The sequence below is a fragment of the Pseudomonas sp. G5001 genome (genome assembly GCF_013385475.1).
In the GTDB taxonomy this organism is placed as follows: Bacteria; Pseudomonadota; Gammaproteobacteria; order Pseudomonadales; family Pseudomonadaceae; genus Aquipseudomonas.
This window is the reverse complement of the sequence record NZ_JACAPZ010000005.1, coordinates 127588-145555: the sequence shown is the minus strand read 5'-3', so window position 1 is coordinate 145555 and position 17968 is coordinate 127588. Positions and strand designations below refer to the sequence as shown.

The 17968-nt window shown below is 58.0% G+C and carries 18 protein-coding genes; 2 read left to right on the top strand and 16 right to left on the bottom strand.

The features are described from left to right. Window positions 1-74: 74 nt before the first annotated feature. The 16 genes from glmS to mnmG form a co-directional block, all read right to left on the bottom strand. Window positions 75-1907, bottom strand: a complete 1833-nt coding sequence (gene glmS, locus HX805_RS02050) for a glutamine--fructose-6-phosphate transaminase (isomerizing) (RefSeq protein WP_008439539.1) — start codon at window positions 1905-1907, stop codon at window positions 75-77. A gap of 10 nt (window positions 1908-1917) precedes the next feature. Then, on the bottom strand, window positions 1918-2685 hold the full coding sequence (locus HX805_RS02045) for a DeoR/GlpR family DNA-binding transcription regulator (protein WP_003213539.1): 768 nt from the start codon (window positions 2683-2685) through the stop codon (window positions 1918-1920). Between the two features lie 228 nt (window positions 2686-2913). Continuing rightward, entirely contained in the window at window positions 2914-4281 is a 1368-nt protein-coding gene (gene glmU, locus HX805_RS02040) for a bifunctional UDP-N-acetylglucosamine diphosphorylase/glucosamine-1-phosphate N-acetyltransferase GlmU (protein ID WP_102370203.1), read from the bottom strand. A gap of 115 nt (window positions 4282-4396) precedes the next feature. Further along, complete coding sequence (locus tag HX805_RS02035; RefSeq protein ID WP_008439541.1) at window positions 4397-4822, bottom strand: F0F1 ATP synthase subunit epsilon; 426 nt, start codon at window positions 4820-4822, stop codon at window positions 4397-4399. A gap of 44 nt (window positions 4823-4866) precedes the next feature. Beyond that, a complete protein-coding gene (gene atpD / locus HX805_RS02030) occupies window positions 4867-6246 on the bottom strand; it encodes a F0F1 ATP synthase subunit beta (RefSeq protein ID WP_003213545.1) in 1380 nt (459 codons plus the stop codon). A gap of 27 nt (window positions 6247-6273) precedes the next feature. After that, entirely contained in the window at window positions 6274-7134 is an 861-nt protein-coding gene (gene atpG / locus HX805_RS02025) for a F0F1 ATP synthase subunit gamma (RefSeq protein ID WP_003213547.1), read from the bottom strand. A 50-nt stretch (window positions 7135-7184) separates the two neighbouring features. Then, window positions 7185-8729, bottom strand: a complete 1545-nt coding sequence (atpA, locus tag HX805_RS02020; protein ID WP_003213549.1) for a F0F1 ATP synthase subunit alpha — start codon at window positions 8727-8729, stop codon at window positions 7185-7187. A 21-nt stretch (window positions 8730-8750) separates the two neighbouring features. Next, complete coding sequence (locus HX805_RS02015; protein WP_177116555.1) at window positions 8751-9287, bottom strand: F0F1 ATP synthase subunit delta; 537 nt, start codon at window positions 9285-9287, stop codon at window positions 8751-8753. A gap of 12 nt (window positions 9288-9299) precedes the next feature. Further along, window positions 9300-9770, bottom strand: coding sequence for a F0F1 ATP synthase subunit B (locus HX805_RS02010; RefSeq protein ID WP_008439543.1), 471 nt, complete (start codon window positions 9768-9770; stop codon window positions 9300-9302). Window positions 9771-9826: 56 nt separating this feature from the next. Beyond that, window positions 9827-10084 (bottom strand): F0F1 ATP synthase subunit C, encoded by a 258-nt coding sequence (gene atpE, locus HX805_RS02005; RefSeq protein ID WP_002555987.1) that lies wholly within the window; start codon window positions 10082-10084, stop codon window positions 9827-9829. A 133-nt stretch (window positions 10085-10217) separates the two neighbouring features. Next, window positions 10218-11087 carry a F0F1 ATP synthase subunit A gene (atpB, locus tag HX805_RS02000; protein WP_003213554.1) on the bottom strand — a complete coding sequence of 290 codons (870 nt, stop codon included), beginning with the start codon at window positions 11085-11087 and terminating at the stop codon, window positions 10218-10220. Between the two features lie 16 nt (window positions 11088-11103). Further along, entirely contained in the window at window positions 11104-11511 is a 408-nt protein-coding gene (locus HX805_RS01995) for a F0F1 ATP synthase subunit I (protein ID WP_003213556.1), read from the bottom strand. A 148-nt stretch (window positions 11512-11659) separates the two neighbouring features. Beyond that, window positions 11660-12532 (bottom strand): ParB/RepB/Spo0J family partition protein, encoded by an 873-nt coding sequence (locus HX805_RS01990; protein ID WP_003213558.1) that lies wholly within the window; start codon window positions 12530-12532, stop codon window positions 11660-11662. Between the two features lie 9 nt (window positions 12533-12541). After that, window positions 12542-13339, bottom strand: coding sequence for a ParA family protein (locus HX805_RS01985; RefSeq protein WP_003213559.1), 798 nt, complete (start codon window positions 13337-13339; stop codon window positions 12542-12544). A gap of 18 nt (window positions 13340-13357) precedes the next feature. Next, window positions 13358-14002: a 16S rRNA (guanine(527)-N(7))-methyltransferase RsmG gene (rsmG, locus tag HX805_RS01980; protein ID WP_003213561.1), complete on the bottom strand. Its 645-nt coding sequence runs from the start codon at window positions 14000-14002 to the stop codon at window positions 13358-13360. After that, a complete protein-coding gene (mnmG, locus tag HX805_RS01975; RefSeq protein ID WP_087694608.1) occupies window positions 13999-15891 on the bottom strand; it encodes a tRNA uridine-5-carboxymethylaminomethyl(34) synthesis enzyme MnmG in 1893 nt (630 codons plus the stop codon). The genes rsmG and mnmG overlap by 4 nt, the downstream gene beginning before the upstream one ends. A gap of 586 nt (window positions 15892-16477) precedes the next feature. On the opposite strand from mnmG, the gene HX805_RS01970 reads away from it, so the two are divergent. Together HX805_RS01970 and HX805_RS01965 are read left to right on the top strand one after the other, a co-directional pair. Further along, window positions 16478-16984 (top strand): sigma-70 family RNA polymerase sigma factor, encoded by a 507-nt coding sequence (locus tag HX805_RS01970; RefSeq protein WP_008439546.1) that lies wholly within the window; start codon window positions 16478-16480, stop codon window positions 16982-16984. Continuing rightward, the gene (locus HX805_RS01965; protein ID WP_177048263.1) at window positions 16984-17928 is read left to right on the top strand and encodes a FecR domain-containing protein; all 945 of its coding nucleotides are present in this window, start codon (window positions 16984-16986) and stop codon (window positions 17926-17928) included. The genes HX805_RS01970 and HX805_RS01965 overlap by 1 nt, the downstream gene beginning before the upstream one ends. Window positions 17929-17968 lie beyond the last annotated feature (40 nt).

Genomic DNA, 17968 nt, shown 5'->3' with positions numbered 1-17968 from the left:
GCAAGACCCGATGCTCGGTAGCCTGAAAAAGCAAAACCCCCGAAGAACGGGGGTTTTGGTGGTTCGGGTGCGGCTTATTCCACCGTCACCGACTTCGCCAGGTTACGCGGCTGGTCAACGTCGGTGCCCTTCAGCACAGCCACGTAATACGACAGCAGCTGCAGCGGGATGGTGTAGAGGATCGGCGACAGGGTGTCGTGGATGTGCGGCATGTTGATGACGTGGGTGCCTTCGCCATTGGTCATGCCGGCCTTCTCGTCGGCGAACACGATCAGTTGGCCGCCACGGGCGCGCACTTCCTGCAGGTTGGACTTGAGCTTCTCCAGCAGTTCGTTGTTCGGCGCGACGGTAACGACTGGCATGTCGTCATCCACCAGGGCCAGCGGACCGTGCTTGAGCTCACCGGCCGGGTAGGCTTCGGCGTGGATATAGGAGATTTCCTTGAGTTTGAGCGAACCTTCCATTGCCACCGGGTATTGCGCACCACGGCCGAGGAACAGGGTGTGGTGTTTGTCGGCGAACAGCTCAGCGACTTTCTCCACGGTGCTGTCCATGGCCAGGGCTTCACCCAGGCGGGCCGGCAGGCGGCGCAGTTCTTCGACCAGGTGTGCCTCGACGCCTTCGCCCAGCGTGCCGCGAACCTGGCCCAGGGACAGGGTCAGCAACAACAGGCCGACCAACTGGGTGGTGAAGGCCTTGGTGGATGCCACGCCGATTTCACGACCGGCCTGGGTCAGCAGGGTCAGGTCGGACTCGCGCACCAGCGAGCTGATGCCGACGTTGCAGATCGCCAGGCTGCCGAGGAAGCCCAGTTCCTTGGCGTTGCGCAGGGCGGCCAGGGTGTCGGCGGTTTCGCCGGACTGGGAGATGGTCACGAACAGAGTGTCGGGCTGCACCACCACCTTGCGGTAGCGGAATTCGCTGGCGACTTCGACCTGGCACGGGATGCCGGCCAGTTCTTCCAGCCAGTAACGGGCGACCATACCGGCGTGGTAGCTGGTGCCGCAGGCGACGATTTGCACGTTGCGCACTTTGGCGAACAGCTCAGCAGCTTGCGGGCCGAAGGCTTGCACCAATACCTGGTTCTGGCTCAGGCGACCTTCCAGGGTGCGTTGCACCACGGCCGGTTGCTCGTGGATTTCCTTGAGCATGAAGTGGCGGAACTCGCCCTTGTCGGCGGCTTCGGCGCCGTCGCGGTACTGCACGGCTTCACGTTCCACGGACTGGCCGTTGACGTCCCAGATGGACACGCTTTCGCGGCGGATCTCGGCGATATCGCCTTCTTCCAGGTACATGAAGCGGTCGGTTACCTGGCGCAGGGCCAGTTGGTCGGAGGCGAGGAAGTTCTCGCCCAGGCCCAGGCCAATCACCAATGGGCTGCCACTGCGGGCGGCGACCAGGCGGTCGGGCTGGCTGGCGCTGATCACGGCCAGGCCATAGGCGCCGTGCAGTTCCTTGACGGTGGCCTTGAGGGCGTTGGTCAGGTCGCCGATGTCCTTGAGCTTGTGGTTCAGCAGGTGGGCGATGACTTCGGTGTCGGTGTCCGAGGTGAAGACATAACCCTGGCCCTTGAGTTGTTCACGCAGCACTTCGTGGTTTTCGATGATGCCGTTGTGCACAACCGCCAGGTCACCGGAGAAGTGCGGGTGGGCGTTGCGTTCGCACGGCGCGCCGTGGGTGGCCCAACGGGTGTGGGCGATACCCAGGCGGCCTACCAGCGGCTCACCGGCCAACGCTTGTTCGAGTTCGCTGACCTTGCCCGGGCGACGCATGCGCTCAAGCTTGCCGGCGTTGGTAAAGAGCGCCACACCGGCGCTGTCGTAGCCACGGTATTCCAGGCGTTTGAGGCCTTCGAGCAAAATGGCAGTGACGTTTCGTTCAGCGACTGCGCCAACAATTCCACACATGGTTTCTCTCCTAGATGACTGCCGCGCAAATCAGCGTGATGCCGCGGGCTTGAATCTGGTCGCGGGCCTCAAGTGGCAGGCGATCATCGGTAATAAGGGTATGGACGCTGCTCCAAGGCAGTTCCAGGTTGGGGATCTTGCGGCCAATCTTGTCGGACTCGACCATCACCACCACTTCGCGGGCGACTTCGGCCATGACGCGGCTCAGCCCCAGTAATTCGTTGAAAGTGGTGGTGCCGCGCTCCAGGTCGATGCCATCGGCACCAATAAAGAGCTGGTCGAAATCGTAGGAACGCAGTACCTGTTCGGCGACCTGGCCCTGGAACGAGTCCGAATGCGGGTCCCAGGTGCCGCCGGTCATCAACAATACCGGCTCGTGTTCCAGGTCGCTCAAGGCGCTGGCCACGTGCAGGGAGTTGGTCATCACCACCAGGCCGGGCTGGTGGCCCAATTCGGGGATCATGGCGGCGGTGGTGCTGCCGCTGTCGATGATGATGCGCGCGTGTTCCCGCAAACGCCGGACGGCCGCACGGGCGATGGCGCGCTTGTAGGCCGAAATGGGCTGTGCCGGATCACCGACCAGTTCCTGAGGCATGGTGATGGCGCCACCGTAGCGACGCAGCAACAGACCGTTACTTTCGAGGGCAGCCAGGTCCTTGCGGATGGTGACTTCCGAGGTTTCGAAACGCTTGGCCAATTCGTCCACGCTGACTTCACCTTGCTCGGTGAGCATGGCAAGGATGTTGTGGCGACGTTGGGGTGTATTTCGTTTCGACATGGTGATGATAAGTTTCGTTTCGAAAGATAACGAAGGCAATCAAAACCTATTCATTCAAAATGGTCAAGCGTGCGGCGGAGTTTTTTGAATCAACTCAGATAAAAATGTGGGAGCGGGCTTGCTCGCGAAGGCGGTGTGTCAGTCGGCGCATGTATCAACCGAAAGACCGCCTTCGCGAGCAAGCCCGCTCCCACATGAGTACCGCATTGTTTCAGGGTTGTGGATAACTCAGGTCTTTTTGATTTTGACCGGGCGTTTCCAGCCGTCGATGTTGCGCTGGCGGGCGCGGGCCACGGCCAACTGGGACTTATCCACATCCTGGTTGATGGTGGAACCTGCGGCGGTGTTTGAACCATCACCGATAGTGACGGGGGCGATCAGCGAGTTGTTGGAGCCGATAAACACGTCTTCGCCAATGGTCGTCTGGTACTTGTTGGCGCCGTCGTAATTGCAGGTGATGGCGCCTGCGCCGATATTGCTGCGGGCACCGATCACTGCATCGCCGAGGTAAGCCAGATGGCCGGCCTTGGCGTCGTCACCCATCCGGGCGTTTTTCAGTTCGACAAAGTTACCCACGTGGGCGCGGGCGCCCAGCACGCTGCCCGGACGCAAACGCGCGAACGGACCCGCATCACTGCCCTCGCCCATCACCGCACCGTCGATATGGCTGTTGGCCTTGATCACCACACCCTTGCGCAGGGTGCTGTCCTTGATCACGCAGTTCGGCCCGATCACCACGTCGTCTTCAATGACCACACGGCCTTCGAGGATCACGTTGATATCGATCAGCACGTCGCGGCCAACGGTGACGTCACCCCGCACATCGAAACGTGCCGGATCACGCAGCGTCACGCCCAGCGCCATCAGGCGGCGGCCTTCACGCAGTTGGTAGTGACGCTCCAGCTCCGCCAGTTGCTTGCGGTCGTTGGCGCCCTGCACTTCCATCGGGTCGTGGGGCTGTTCGGTGGCTACCACCAGGCCATCGCTGACGGCCATCTCGATGACGTCGGTCAGGTAGTACTCGCCTTGGGCGTTGTTGTTGGACAAGCGGCTCATCCAGTCAGCCAGGCGGTCAGCCGGCACAGCGAGGATGCCGGTGTTGCCTTCAGTGATGGCGCGCTGGGCTTCGCTGGCGTCTTTATGCTCGACGATGGCGGCGACCTTGCCGTCAGCGTTGCGCACGATGCGACCGTAGCCGGTCGGGTCGTCCAACTCGACAGTGAGCAAGCCCATCTGGCCTGGCACCACGTGCTTGAGCAGGCGCTGCAAGGTTTCCACTTCGATCAGCGGCACGTCACCGTAGAGGATCAGCACGGTGTCGGCCTTGATGAACGGCACGGCCTGCGCGGTGGCATGCCCGGTACCCAACTGCTTGTCTTGCAATACGAAATTCAGGTCATCCGCCGCCAGCCGCTCACGCACCACATCGGCACCGTGGCCGATCACCACATGAATGCGCTGTGGATCCAGCTGCCGGGCGCTGTGGATAACATGGCCAAGCATGGAGTTGCCGGCAACCGGGTGCAGCACCTTGGGCAGGGCCGAACGCATGCGGGTGCCCTGGCCTGCGGCAAGAATTACGATTTCGAGAGACATGAATGGCTACCAATCCTGGGCGGTCAGACTTCAGACCAAAGAAGTGTTTTGCAAAAAAAGAAAAAGGGTAGCCGAGGCTACCCTTTTTAATCAATCACGCATGAGGCTTGACGGCTTAGCCGCCAAACTTCTTGCGGATCTGCTGGACGGTGCGCAGCTGAGCTGCGGCCTCGGCCAGACGTGCAGCAGCAGAACCGTAGTCGAAATCTGCGCCTTTTTCGTTCAGGGCCTTCTCGGCAGCCTTGACGGCTTCCTGAGCGGAGGCTTCATCCAGGTCGGCAGCACGTTGCACGGTGTCGGCAAGTACCTTGACCATGTTCGGCTGAACCTCGAGGAAACCACCGGAGATGTAAAACACCTCCCGTTCCCCGCCCAGCTTGGTCAGAGTGATCGGACCAGGCTTCAAGGATGTAATCAATGGCGCGTGGCCAAAGTTAATACCCAGGTCGCCCAGTTCGCCGTGTGCAATCACACTCTCGATCTGACCGGAGAAGATTTCCCCTTCCGCGCTGACGATATCGCAATGGAATGTCATAGCCATCTGCTTGCCTCAACCTGATTAGCGCCCGTTACCGGGCGCCGGAATTACAGTTTCTTGGCTTTCTCGATCGCTTCTTCGATGCCGCCGACCATGTAGAACGCTTGTTCTGGCAGGTGGTCGTAGTCACCGTTGAGGATGCCTTTGAAGCCAGCAATGGTGTCTTTCAGGGAAACGTATTTACCCGAGGCACCGGTGAAGACTTCAGCCACGAAGAACGGCTGCGACAAGAAGCGCTGGATCTTACGAGCGCGGGATACCAACTGCTTGTCGGTTTCCGACAGCTCGTCCATACCCAGGATCGCAATGATGTCCTTCAGTTCTTTGTAACGCTGCAGAACGTACTGGACGCCGCGAGCGGTGTCGTAGTGTTCCTGGCCGATGACGTTCGGGTCCAGCTGGCGCGAAGTCGAGTCCAGTGGATCGACCGCTGGGTAGATACCCAGGGAGGCGATGTCACGGGACAGTACGACGGTGGCGTCCAAGTGGGCGAACGTGGTCGCTGGCGACGGGTCAGTCAAGTCATCCGCAGGTACGTATACCGCTTGGATCGAGGTGATCGAACCGTTTTTGGTCGAAGTGATACGCTCTTGCAGAGTACCCATCTCTTCGGCCAGGGTCGGCTGGTAACCTACTGCGGAAGGCATACGGCCCAGCAGTGCGGATACTTCAGTACCGGCCAGGGTGTAACGATAGATGTTGTCGACGAACAGCAGAACGTCGTTACCTTCGTCACGGAACTTCTCGGCCATGGTCAGGCCGGTCAGTGCTACGCGCAGACGGTTACCCGGCGGCTCGTTCATCTGACCGTAAACCAGTGCCACTTTGTCCAGAACGTTGGAATCCTTCATCTCGTGGTAGAAGTCATTACCCTCACGAGTACGCTCACCCACACCGGCGAACACGGAATAACCGCTGTGCTCGATGGCGATGTTACGGATCAGTTCCATCATGTTTACGGTTTTGCCTACACCGGCACCACCGAACAGACCGACTTTACCGCCCTTGGCGAACGGGCAAACCAGGTCGATAACCTTGATGCCGGTTTCCAGCAGGTCGTTGCCGCCCGCTTGTTCCGCGAAGGAAGGCGCAGGACGGTGAATGCCCCAGCGCTCTTCGGTGTCGATTGGACCGGCTTCGTCGATCGGGTTACCGAGGACGTCCATGATCCGGCCCAGGGTCGCTTTACCGACCGGTACGGAGATGGCTGCGCCAGAGTCAGTGACTTCCAGACCGCGCTTCAAGCCTTCGGTGGAACCCATTGCAATGGTACGAACCACGCCGTCGCCCAGCTGCTGCTGAACTTCCAGGGTGGTGCCTGCATCGCTTTTGACTTTCAAAGCGTTGTAGATGCTCGGTACGCTGTCGCGTGGGAATTCCACGTCGATAACGGCGCCGATGATTTGAACGATACGTCCGCTACTCATAGCTGGATCCTCTGAATATTTGAACCGTTAAACCGCGGCAGCGCCGCCGACGATTTCCGAGATCTCTTGGGTGATCGCAGCCTGACGCGCCTTGTTGTAGATCAGCTGCAAATCGCTGATCAAATCACCGGCGTTGTCGGTAGCGTTCTTCATCGCGATCATCCGCGCAGCTTGTTCAGCCGCGTTGTTCTCGACCACCGCCTGGTACACCTGCGACTCCACGTAGCGCACCATCAAGCCGTCAAGCAGCTCTTTGGCGTCTGGTTCGTAGAGGTAGTCCCAGTGGTGCTTGAGTTCTTGTTCCGGGGCGGCCACCAATGGAATCAACTGCTCCACGGTAGGCTGTTGCGTCATGGTGTTGATGAACTTGTTGGATACCACGGAGAGGCGGTCAATCCGGCCTTCCAGGTATGCATCCAGCATCACTTTGACGCTGCCGATCAAATCATTGATCGACGGTTCTTCACCCAGGTGGCTGATAGCTGCAACGACGTTACCGCCGAAGTTGCGGAAAAAGGCCGCACCCTTGCTACCGACCACACACAGATCGATCTCGACGCCTTTTTCGCGGTTTACCGCCATGTCCTTGACCAGGGCCTTGAACAGGTTGGTATTCAAACCACCGCACAAACCACGGTCACTGCTCACCACGACATAACCGACGCGCTTTACTTCGCGATCGATCATGAACGGGTGGCGATATTCCGGGTTGGCGTTGGCCAGATGACCAATAACCTGGCGGATACGCTCCGCGTAGGGACGGCTAGCAGCCATGCGCATTTGTGCCTTGCGCATTTTGCTGACCGCCACTTTTTCCATGGCGCTGGTGATCTTTTGCGTGCTTTTGATGCTCGCAATCTTACTGCGAATCTCTTTTGCGCCTGCCATGTAACACCTATCAGGTTAGCAAGCGGGAGCCTCGCGGCCCCCGCTGCGGCTTACCAGGTTTGGGTGGCCTTGAACTTCTCGATACCGGCTTTGATGCCAGCGTCGATGTCGTCATTGAAGTCACCCTTCACGTTGATCTTCGCCATCAATTCGGCGTGATCGCGGTTGAAGTAAGCAATCAGCGCTTGTTCGAAGCTGCCGACCTTGGTGATTTCAACGTCGGTCAGGAACCCACGCTCAGCGGCATACAGCGACAGCGCCATGTCAGCGATCGACATTGGTGCGTATTGCTTCTGCTTCATCAGCTCGGTAACGCGCTGACCATGCTCAAGTTGCTTACGGGTCGCTTCGTCCAGGTCAGAAGCGAACTGGGCGAATGCCGCCAGTTCACGGTACTGAGCCAGAGCGGTACGGATACCACCGGAGAGCTTCTTGATGATCTTGGTCTGAGCGGCACCACCCACACGGGATACCGAAACACCGGCGTTCACTGCAGGACGGATCCCGGAGTTGAACATGGCCGATTCCAGGAAGATCTGACCGTCGGTGATGGAAATCACGTTGGTCGGAACGAACGCGGAAACGTCGCCAGCCTGGGTTTCGATGATCGGCAGTGCGGTCAGGGAACCGGTTTTGCCGGTCACTGCGCCGTTGGTGAACTTCTCTACGTATTCTTCCGAAACGCGGGATGCGCGCTCCAGCAGACGGGAGTGGAGATAGAACACGTCGCCTGGGTAAGCTTCACGGCCTGGTGGACGGCGCAGCAGCAGGGAAATCTGGCGGTAAGCCACTGCTTGCTTGGACAGATCGTCATAAACGATCAGCGCGTCTTCACCGCGGTCGCGGAAGTATTCGCCCATGGTGCAACCGGAGTACGGTGCCAGGAACTGAAGTGCAGCGGATTCGGAAGCACTGGCGGCCACGACGATGGTGTTAGCCAGGGCGCCGTTTTCTTCCAGCTTGCGAACCACGTTGGCGATGGTCGATTGTTTCTGACCGATGGCTACGTAGACGCAGAAAATCCCGCTGTCTTTCTGGTTGATGATCGCGTCGATCGCCAGAGCGGTTTTACCGATCTGACGGTCACCGATGATCAGCTCACGCTGGCCACGGCCGACAGGAATCATGGCATCGACAGCCTTGTAGCCAGTCTGTACAGGCTGGTCTACCGACTTACGCCAGATCACGCCTGGAGCAACTTTCTCGACCGCATCGGTCTCGGTGTTGTTCAGCGGACCTTTGCCGTCAACTGGGTTACCCAGTGCGTCGACAACGCGACCCAGCAGTTCCTTACCAACCGGAACTTCCAGGATGCGGCCTGTGCACTTGGCGCTCATGCCTTCGGCCAGAGTCTGGTAGGAGCCCAATACAACGGCACCTACAGAGTCTTGCTCCAGGTTGAGGGCCATACCGTAGACGCCGCCCGGAAACTCGATCATCTCGCCGTACATTACGTCGGCCAGACCGTGAATCCGCACGATGCCGTCAGATACGCTGACGACAGTGCCTTCGTTACGGGCTTGGGAGGTCACATCGAGCTTGTCGATGCGGCCCTTGATAATTTCACTTATTTCGGAAGGATTGAGTTGCTGCATTGCTCTGCTGCCCCTTCAAACTCAAGATTTCAATGCTTCGGCAAGATTCGCGAGTTTGCCGCGAATCGAGCCATCGATAACCAGGTCGCCGGCGCGAATGATGACACCACCAATCAGGGTGGCATCCTCCGCAACTTGCAGGCGCACTTCCCGGTCGAGTCGTGCACTGAGAACCTTGGCGAGTTTGTCTTGCTGTTCTTGGTTCAATGCAAAAGCACTGGTCACTTCAACATCTACCGATTTCTCTTGTTCGGCCTTGTACAGGTCAAACAGAGCGGCGATCTCCGGCAGAAGCGAGAGACGGTCGTTTTCGGCAACGACGTGGATGAAGTTCTGCACTTTCACATCAAACTTGTCGCCGCACACGTCAATAAACGTGGCGGCCTTGTCTGCGCTCGTCAGTCGCGGGGCCTTGAGCACGCGCTGCATGGTGTCGTCTTGCGACACTGCTGCAGCCAGGCCGAGCATGGCTGACCAAGAGGCCAGCTGCTGGTGGGCCTGGGCGTGCTCGAAGGCTGCCTTAGCGTAAGGTCGGGCCAACGTGGTCAATTCTGCCATGATCGCCCTCGCTTAAATTTCAGCAGCCAGTTTGTTTACCAGCTCCGCGTGCGCGTTTTGATCGATTGTGGCACCCAGGATCTTCTCAGCACCGCCGACGGCCAGAGCACCCAGTTGGGCACGCAGCGCATCTTTGACACCGTTCAGTTCCTGCTCGATCTCGGCTTGAGCCTGAACCTTCACACGGTCAGCGTCGATACGGGCTTTTTCAACAGCCTCTTCAACGATCTGGTTACCGCGTTTCTTGGCTTGCTCAATGATTTCAGCTGCCTGAGCTTTCGCTTCGCGCAGTTGTTGACCCGCTTTATCTTGGGCCAACTCCAGGTCGCGAGCTGCTCGTGCGGCAGCGTCCAGTCCGTCTGCGATCTTCTTCTGACGTTCGTGCAAAGCCGCGATGACCGGAGGCCATACGAACTTCATGCAGAAAACTACAAAAATCAAGAACGCTAAGGACTGACCAATAATGGTTGCATTAATGTTCACGCCAATACCTCGCTCGTTCGTTGCACAACACACCAATCACTCGAAAAAACGAGTGATTAACCGGCGAGTTGACCAACGAAGGGGTTCGCGAAGGTGAAGAACAGAGCGATACCAACACCGATCATGGTCACGGCGTCGAGCAGGCCGGCGACGATGAACATTTTAACTTGCAGCATTGGAACCATTTCTGGCTGACGCGCTGCGCCTTCCAGGAACTTGCCGCCCAGCAGGCCGAAACCAATGGCAGTACCCAGGGCGCCCAGGCCGATCAACAGTGCAACAGCGATAGCGGTTAGACCAACTACAGTTTCCATCTTTCCTCCCGACTTTTACGTCGTATGGTTTAGGTTTTTTAGATTTTAAAGCGGTAAAACAAATCGTTTCATAGCCCTTCAGGGCTACCCTCCCGTTTGACCGGGAGGGACATCAGACTAGTCGAGACTGGTCTTAATGGTTCTCTTCGTGCGCCATCGACAGGTAGACGATGGTCAGCATCATGAAGATAAACGCCTGCAGGGTGATGATCAGGATGTGGAACACAGCCCACGCCCACTGCAGAACAATGCCCAGGCCGCTAAGCCAGAGCAGACCACTGCCGAACATCACAGCGATCAGAATGAACACCAGCTCGCCGGCATACATGTTGCCGAACAGTCGCAGGGCCAGGGAAATCGGCTTGGCGACCAGGGTCACGAACTCCAGCAGGAAGTTCACCGGGATCAGCAGCGCTTGAACGAAGATGTTCTTGCTGCCGAACGGGTGCAGGGTCAGTTCGCCGATGAAGCCGCCGATGCCCTTGATCTTGATGCTGTAGAAAATGATCAACGCGAACACCGACAGGGCCATGCCCAGGGTGGCGTTAGGGTCCGTGGTCGAAACCGCACGGAATGGAATGTGGTGATCGCCGGAGATCAGGATGGCCAGCTGAGGAATCCAGTCGACCGGGATCAGGTCGACGGCGTTCATCAGGAACACCCAGACAAAGATGGTCAGTGCCAACGGTGCAATCACCGCGCTACGACCATGGAAGCTGTCCCGCACGCTGCCATCGACGAATTCGACCAATACTTCAACGAAGTTCTGCAAAGCACCTGGCTGACCGGAAGTCGCCTTCTTTGCCGCCATGCGGAAAATCAGGACGAAGATCAGGCCCAATGCGACAGACCAGCCCAGAGTATCCAGGTGGAATGCCCAGAAGCCCATTTCTTTGGCTTCTGCTGCGGAGTGGGCAAAGCCCCAGCCGCCGTTGGGAAGCTGACCGAAGGTCAGGTTCTGCAAGTGGTGCTGGATATAGCCCGAAGCGGTTGTTTCTGCCATGGTTGCCTCAAACGCCCTAAGGTTTCGAAAGTCTTGTTTTCATTAGCAGGGGAGCGAACCAGCTGACCAGTTGGGTCAACACGAAGACGCCGAATACAGCCAGCGGCGCCAATGGCTTCACACCTGCAAAGGTCAGTGCAAACAGCACTGCCGTCAAAATCAATTTCCCCGCCTCGCCGGCATAAAAAGACCGGACGATAGCCTGGGCTGCTCGGGCGCCGGAAAACCGAAAGGCCCTGTGAGCAAAATACATATTGGGCAGCAAGGCTATCAGGCCTCCGCAGAGTCCCGAGTATCCGGCTACGACTCCATACCAATACCAGAGCGCCAAAGAGGCGATCAGTAAAATGACAAATTGAGCCACTAAAACCGGGAAAACGGCCAAGCGATGGAACGGCAACGTGTTTGGCGTGCGGGTTTCCATCACTCTTGCTCCTCAATGGTCGGCTGCCGGAAATCAATAACTTGGCATAATTTGTGCCGACAAAATGCGCGCAGAGTATAGGGGCGGTTCTGCCCCTATTCAACTGCCGGGTAGTGATTTCCGACTGCGCGCTACAGAAGCAATTGTTTCAGCGGATGTGGGCAAGGACGCCCTGAAGCTCATCCAATGAGTTATATCCGATGACCAATTGCCCTTTGCCTTTCTTGCCATGACGAATTTGCACCGCAGAGCCTAGGCGTTCGGCCAGGCGCTGCTCCAGGCGTGCAATATCCGGATCAGGTTTGGCGGTTTCGACCGGTGCAGGTTTGCCACTGAGCCACTGGCGAACCAGGGCCTCGGTCTGACGAACGGTGAGGCCTCGTGCGACAACGTGTCGCGCCCCCTCAACCTGTTGATTTTCCGGCAAACCGAGCAAAGCACGGGCATGACCCATTTCCAGGTCGCCATGGGAAAGCATGGTTTTGATGACTTCCGGCAGCGCGATCAGGCGCAACAGGTTGGACACGGTAACCCGGGACTTGCCCACCGCATCCGCGACTTCCTGCTGAGTCAGTTTGAATTCCTGCTGCAAACGCTGCAGGGCGATCGCTTCCTCGATCGGATTGAGGTCTTCACGCTGGATGTTCTCGATCAACGCCATGGCGATGGCGGTTTCATCCGGCACATCGCGCACCATTGCCGGAATGGTTTCCTTGCCGGCCTGCTGGCTGGCGCGCCAGCGGCGCTCGCCGGCGATGATTTCAAAGCGGCCTGCACCAATCGGGCGCACCACGATCGGCTGCATCACGCCCTGGGCCTTGATCGAATTCGCCAATTCCTCCAGCGCCTGCGGGTCCATGTCCCGGCGCGGCTGGTATTTGCCGCGCTGGATCAGGTCCAGCGGCAGGTGCTGCAGCTCGCGCTCGTCGGCCTGCACTGCCTGTTCTTCAAGGGTCGTGACAGTCGGACCACTCAGCAGTGCATCCAGTCCACGTCCGAGACCTCGTTTCTTGACGGCCATGGGGATTCCTTAAGTTGGCTGGGCTGCAGCGGTGCGTGAATTGCGGCGTTGACGGCGAACCATCTCGCCGGCCAGCGCCAGATAGGCAATGGCGCCGCGGGAAGACTTGTCGTACGCCAGCGCGGGCATGCCATAGCTTGGCGCTTCGGCCAGGCGGATGTTGCGTGGAATCACGGTGTCGTAGAGCTGATCGCCGAAGTGTTCCTTGAGCTGTGCCGACACATCGTTCATCAGGCTCAGGCGCGGGTCATACATGGTCCGCAGCAGGCCTTCGATTTGCAGGTTCGGGTTGAGCAACTCGGCGATACGCTTGATGTTATCCACAAGGTCGCTCAAGCCTTCGAGCGCGAAGTACTCGCACTGCATGGGGATAATCACCCCGTCGGCCGCAACCAGTGCGTTCAACGTCAGCATCGACAGCGACGGCGGGCAGTCGATCAAAATGTAGTCGTAATTCTCGCGAATCGGCGCCAGAGCGCTGCGCAGACGGCTTTCTTTCATCTGCATTTCCAGCAGCACCACTTCCGCCGCGGTCAAATCGCGGTTGGCAGGCAGCAGTTGATAACCGCCGTGCTCGGAGAAGTGCATGGCCTGGGCCAGGTCGCACTCGCCAATCAGCAAGTCGTAGACCGAGTTTTCCAGGCCGTGTTTATCCACACCGCTACCCATGGTGGCGTTGCCCTGTGGATCGAGATCGATCAACAGCACCCGACGCTTGGTAGCGACCAGGGATGCTGCGAGGTTGATGCAGGTGGTGGTTTTGCCCACGCCACCTTTCTGGTTCGCTATCGCGAATACCTTAGCCATTCTTGCTTGTGTTCCCAATCATGCCGTGCGGCGCAGTATCAGCAGATGGCGTTGGCCTTGGCAACCGGGTACGGCCAAGGCGTGTTCGCTATCGAGGTGGAAGTCTGCCGGCAATGCTAACAGCTCGTCGCTTGGATGAACGCCCTTCATTGCCAGCCAACGGGTATCGCGGTCGCCGAGGTGGCGGGTCCAGTTGCTGAAGTTCTCCATGCTGCTGAACGCCCGGGAAACAATTCCGTTGAAAGGCTGTTCAGGCGTAAAGGCTTCGACGCGACTGTGGATAACTTGCAGGTTATCCAGCTTGAGTTCGAGTTTGACCTGGGTCAGGAAGCGGGTTTTCTTGCCGTTGCTGTCCAGGCAGGTCACTTGCGACTCCGGAAACAGGATCGCCAGCGGGATGCCGGGCATGCCGCCGCCGCTGCCAACGTCGAGCCAGCGGCCGTTTTCGATAAACGGCATCACACTGAGACTGTCGAGCAGATGGCGGGAGACCATTTCGTCCGGGTCACGCACCGCAGTGAGGTTGTAAGCCTTGTTCCATTTGATCAACAGGGCCAGATAACCCAGCAGCAACTCGTGCTGGGCTTCGGTCAGGTTGACGCCAAGCTGGCGAGCACCTGTGGATAACTCTTCGGCGTGTTGCGAGGTGACCAACGAACTCAAGCGCTTTGCTCCAACTGACGGCCCGCGCCGCGTTTTTTCAAATGAATCATCAACAGCGAAATGGCTGCCGGCGTGACGCCCGGGATACGGGACGCCTGGCCCAGGGTCTCCGGTCGAGTTATCCCCAGCTTGCCTTGGATCTCTTTCGACAGCCCGGAAATGTTTGTGTAATCGATATCCACAGGCAGCTTGGTGTCTTCGCTGGCCCGCAGACGAGCGATCTCATCCTGCTGACGGTCAATGTAACCGGCGTATTTGGTCTTGATTTCGACCTGCTCGGCAACCTGTGGATCTTCTGCGCCAGCGCCGGTGACCGAGATCAGACCAGCGTAGTCGATTTCCGGCCGGGACAGCAGGTTCAGCAAGTTGTATTCGTGAGTCAGCGGCGTGCCGAATTTTTCGGCAATCGCATCGCCTTGCTCGGTGCCCGGGCGAACCCAGGTACTTTTCAGGCGTTGCTCTTCCAACTCGATACTTTCGCGTTTTTTGCAGAAGGCCGCCCAACGCACGTCGTCGACCAGGCCCAATTCGCGACCTTTTTCGGTCAAGCGCAGGTCGGCGTTGTCTTCCCGCAGGATCAGGCGGTATTCGGCCCGGGACGTAAACATTCGGTACGGTTCCTGGGTTCCGAGGGTGATCAGGTCGTCGACCAACACACCGATGTACGCCTCATCGCGACGCGGGCACCAGCTGTCTTTGCCCTGTGCACGCAGTGCCGCGTTGGTTCCGGCCAGCAAACCCTGGGCGCCGGCTTCTTCGTAACCGGTGGTGCCGTTGATTTGCCCTGCAAAGAACAAACCGCCGATGACCTTGGTTTCCAGGCTGTATTTCAGGTCACGCGGGTCGAAGTAGTCGTACTCGATGGCGTAGCCAGGACGCACGATGTGCGCATTTTCCATACCGCGAATCGACTGCACGATCTGGATTTGCACGTCGAACGGCAAGGAAGTTGAAATCCCGTTCGGGTAAAGCTCGTGGGTAGTCAGACCTTCCGGTTCGATAAAAACCTGGTGGCTTTCCTTGTCGGCAAAGCGGTGGATCTTGTCTTCGATCGACGGGCAGTAGCGCGGGCCAATACCTTCGATCACCCCGGAATACATCGGCGAACGGTCGAGGTTCGCAGCAATGATTTCGTGGGTGCGGGCGTTGGTATGGGTAATCCAGCAACTGACCTGCTTTGGATGCTGTTCCTTGGAGCCCATGAACGACATCACCGGGATCGGTGTATCGCCGGCTTGCTCGGTCATCACCGAGAAATCCACAGACCGGCCATCAATTCGCGGCGGCGTGCCGGTTTTCAGGCGACCAACACGCAGTGGCAGTTCGCGAAGGCGCTGAGCCAAGGCGATTGACGGTGGATCACCGGCGCGGCCACCGGAATAGTTCTGCATACCGATGTGGATAAGTCCGCCGAGGAAGGTACCGGTGGTCAACACCACGGATTCTGCGAAGAAACGCAGGCCCATTTGCGTGACAACACCGCGTACCTGGTCTTGTTCGACGATCAGGTCATCGGCTGCCTGTTGAAATATCCACAGGTTCGGCTGGTTTTCCAGGGTTTCGCGGACAGCGGCCTTGTACAGGATGCGGTCGGCTTGAGCACGTGTGGCTCGTACGGCCGGGCCTTTGCGACTGTTCAATACGCGAAATTGAATACCACCTTTGTCGGTAGCCATGGCCATCGCGCCGCCGAGGGCATCGATTTCCTTGACCAGATGGCTTTTGCCAATCCCGCCAATCGCGGGGTTGCAGCTCATGGCGCCGAGGGTTTCCACGTTATGCGTCAGCAACAGGGTTTTTGCCCCCATGCGTGCTGACGCCAGTGCTGCCTCGGTACCGGCATGACCGCCGCCGATGACGATCACTTCAAAACGGGAAGGGAAATCCACCACGCACCTCGTGCCTGCTTCTGTAGGTAATTAGGAATGAGCGTTCGAGATCAGGTTTTCGAACGAGTCGGCAAGTATAGGGACTTCGCCCTTCCTAAAGAACCCTTTGCACAAAATTTAACCAGCTGTGGATGAATCACGAACAATAGAAATTAAAAGAGAGAAATTTATTAAATCTTTGTTTTTATGTTTATTTCTACTGAGGCATGTTTCTGTGGATAAATCTCTACAGGCCTTTATTTACATTATGTACAGAGATTCAAAAGTCTGTGGTTAGGTGCCAATGAGGCCCTTGGATAAGTGCTTTAAGCCTGTGGATTAAACGGGTGGTTATCCACAGAGGGGTTTTTACTCAGGTTTCAAGCCTGGTTATCAACTGGGCACAGGGGCGGTTATTCACAGGGCTTAATCCACAGAAAATACGGATCCCGATAAGTTTCAGGCAGGCAGATGCCTCCGAAAATCCTCGGTCAGGCAGGAAACAGTTCATTTGCATTTGTGAAACGGGTTGATGGAACGCCTATTGTGAGAAAGCGTCACGGCAGTTAATAATAGTTATTATCATTAACCTGCCTCGTCACCTCTCATGGCCCTTCCCTCGCATACCGTTGCAGTCCAACACATCTATGAGCAGCACCATTCGTGGTTGCACAGCTGGCTCAAGGGAAAGTTGCATAACGCCTGCGATGCAGCTGACGTGGCACACGATACGTTCGTGCGGATCCTGGGCGGCCGCAATGCGACGCAGATCCTCGAGCCCAGGGACTATCTGGCCACAGTTGCCCGGGGACTGGTGATTGACCGCTATCGTCGCCGCGCCATTGAGCAGGCCTATCTGCAAACCCTGGCAGACCGGCCCGAAGCGATCGCAATCAGTGAAGAAGACAAGGCCATCATCATTGAAACCCTCGTTGCTGTGGATAAAGCCTTGTGTGGGCTGGGGGAGCGGGCCAGGCGAATTTTCATGCTGTCCCAGGTCGAAGGCCTGACTTATCAACAGATCGCCGATCAGTTGCGTGTCTCGCTGACCACCGTCAAGAAACATATGGTTCGGGCCCTGACTGAATGCGCCTTGATCATGGCGGGCATGTAATGGCTGCCCCGGATCGCAAGACGTTCGAAGCCGCCGCCAGTTGGTACGTGCAATTTCAATCGCAGCCACCGACACCCGCGCAACAAAGTGCCTGGCAGCAATGGCTCAACGGCGATCCCTCCCATCAGGCGGCCTGGAACCAGATGGAGCAGTTGCAACGTGGCCTCGGTGCGCTACCCAAGGACTTCACCCGTCGTGCGCTCTCGGCCAGTCAACAACGGCGGCAAGTGCTCAAGCTGATGCTGATGCTCGGTGCCGCCGGGTACTTGGGGTGGAACGTTCAACAACACACATCCCTGGGCAACCTCTGGGCTGACTATCGGACCAAGGTCGGCGAACGACGGCGAATCGGGTTGGCCGACGGCACTCAAATTGACCTCAATACGAACACGGCTATCGACGTACTTTTCGATGGGCAGCAGCGACTGGTCCGTTTGCGTGAGGGGGAAGTACTTATCCACACCGGAAAGTCGGGCCGGCAGACACCGTTTTATGTCGAAACCCATGAGGGTCGTGTTCAAGCCTTGGGTACGCGGTTCACTGTTCGCCAACTGCAAGGGTCGACGCGGGTTGGTGTGCTGGAAGACCGGGTCAGCGTGCAACCCGTCGACCAGCCGGCCCATAGCCGAGTGCTTGGACCTGGTGAGAGTGTCGACTTCGGCACGCAAGACGTAGGCCCCAGCCATATTTATCGCAGGAACCAAGCCGCATGGGTCGACGGCCAACTGATCGTTCTGGATGCGCGACTGGGGGATGTCATCGACGAACTGGCGCGCTATCGGCCGGGCGTTATGCAGTGCGATGCCGCATCAGCGCGGCTGCGGGTGTCCGGCACTTTCCGTCTTGATTCCACCGACGCCGTATTGGCCAACTTGCAGGTCACGCTGCCGATCCACGTGAAGTATTTCACGCGCTATTGGGTCTCCGTAACGCTTACAGCTTGATACTGAAAAAATACTCTCAACTGGGGTTATCTTTTTTTTA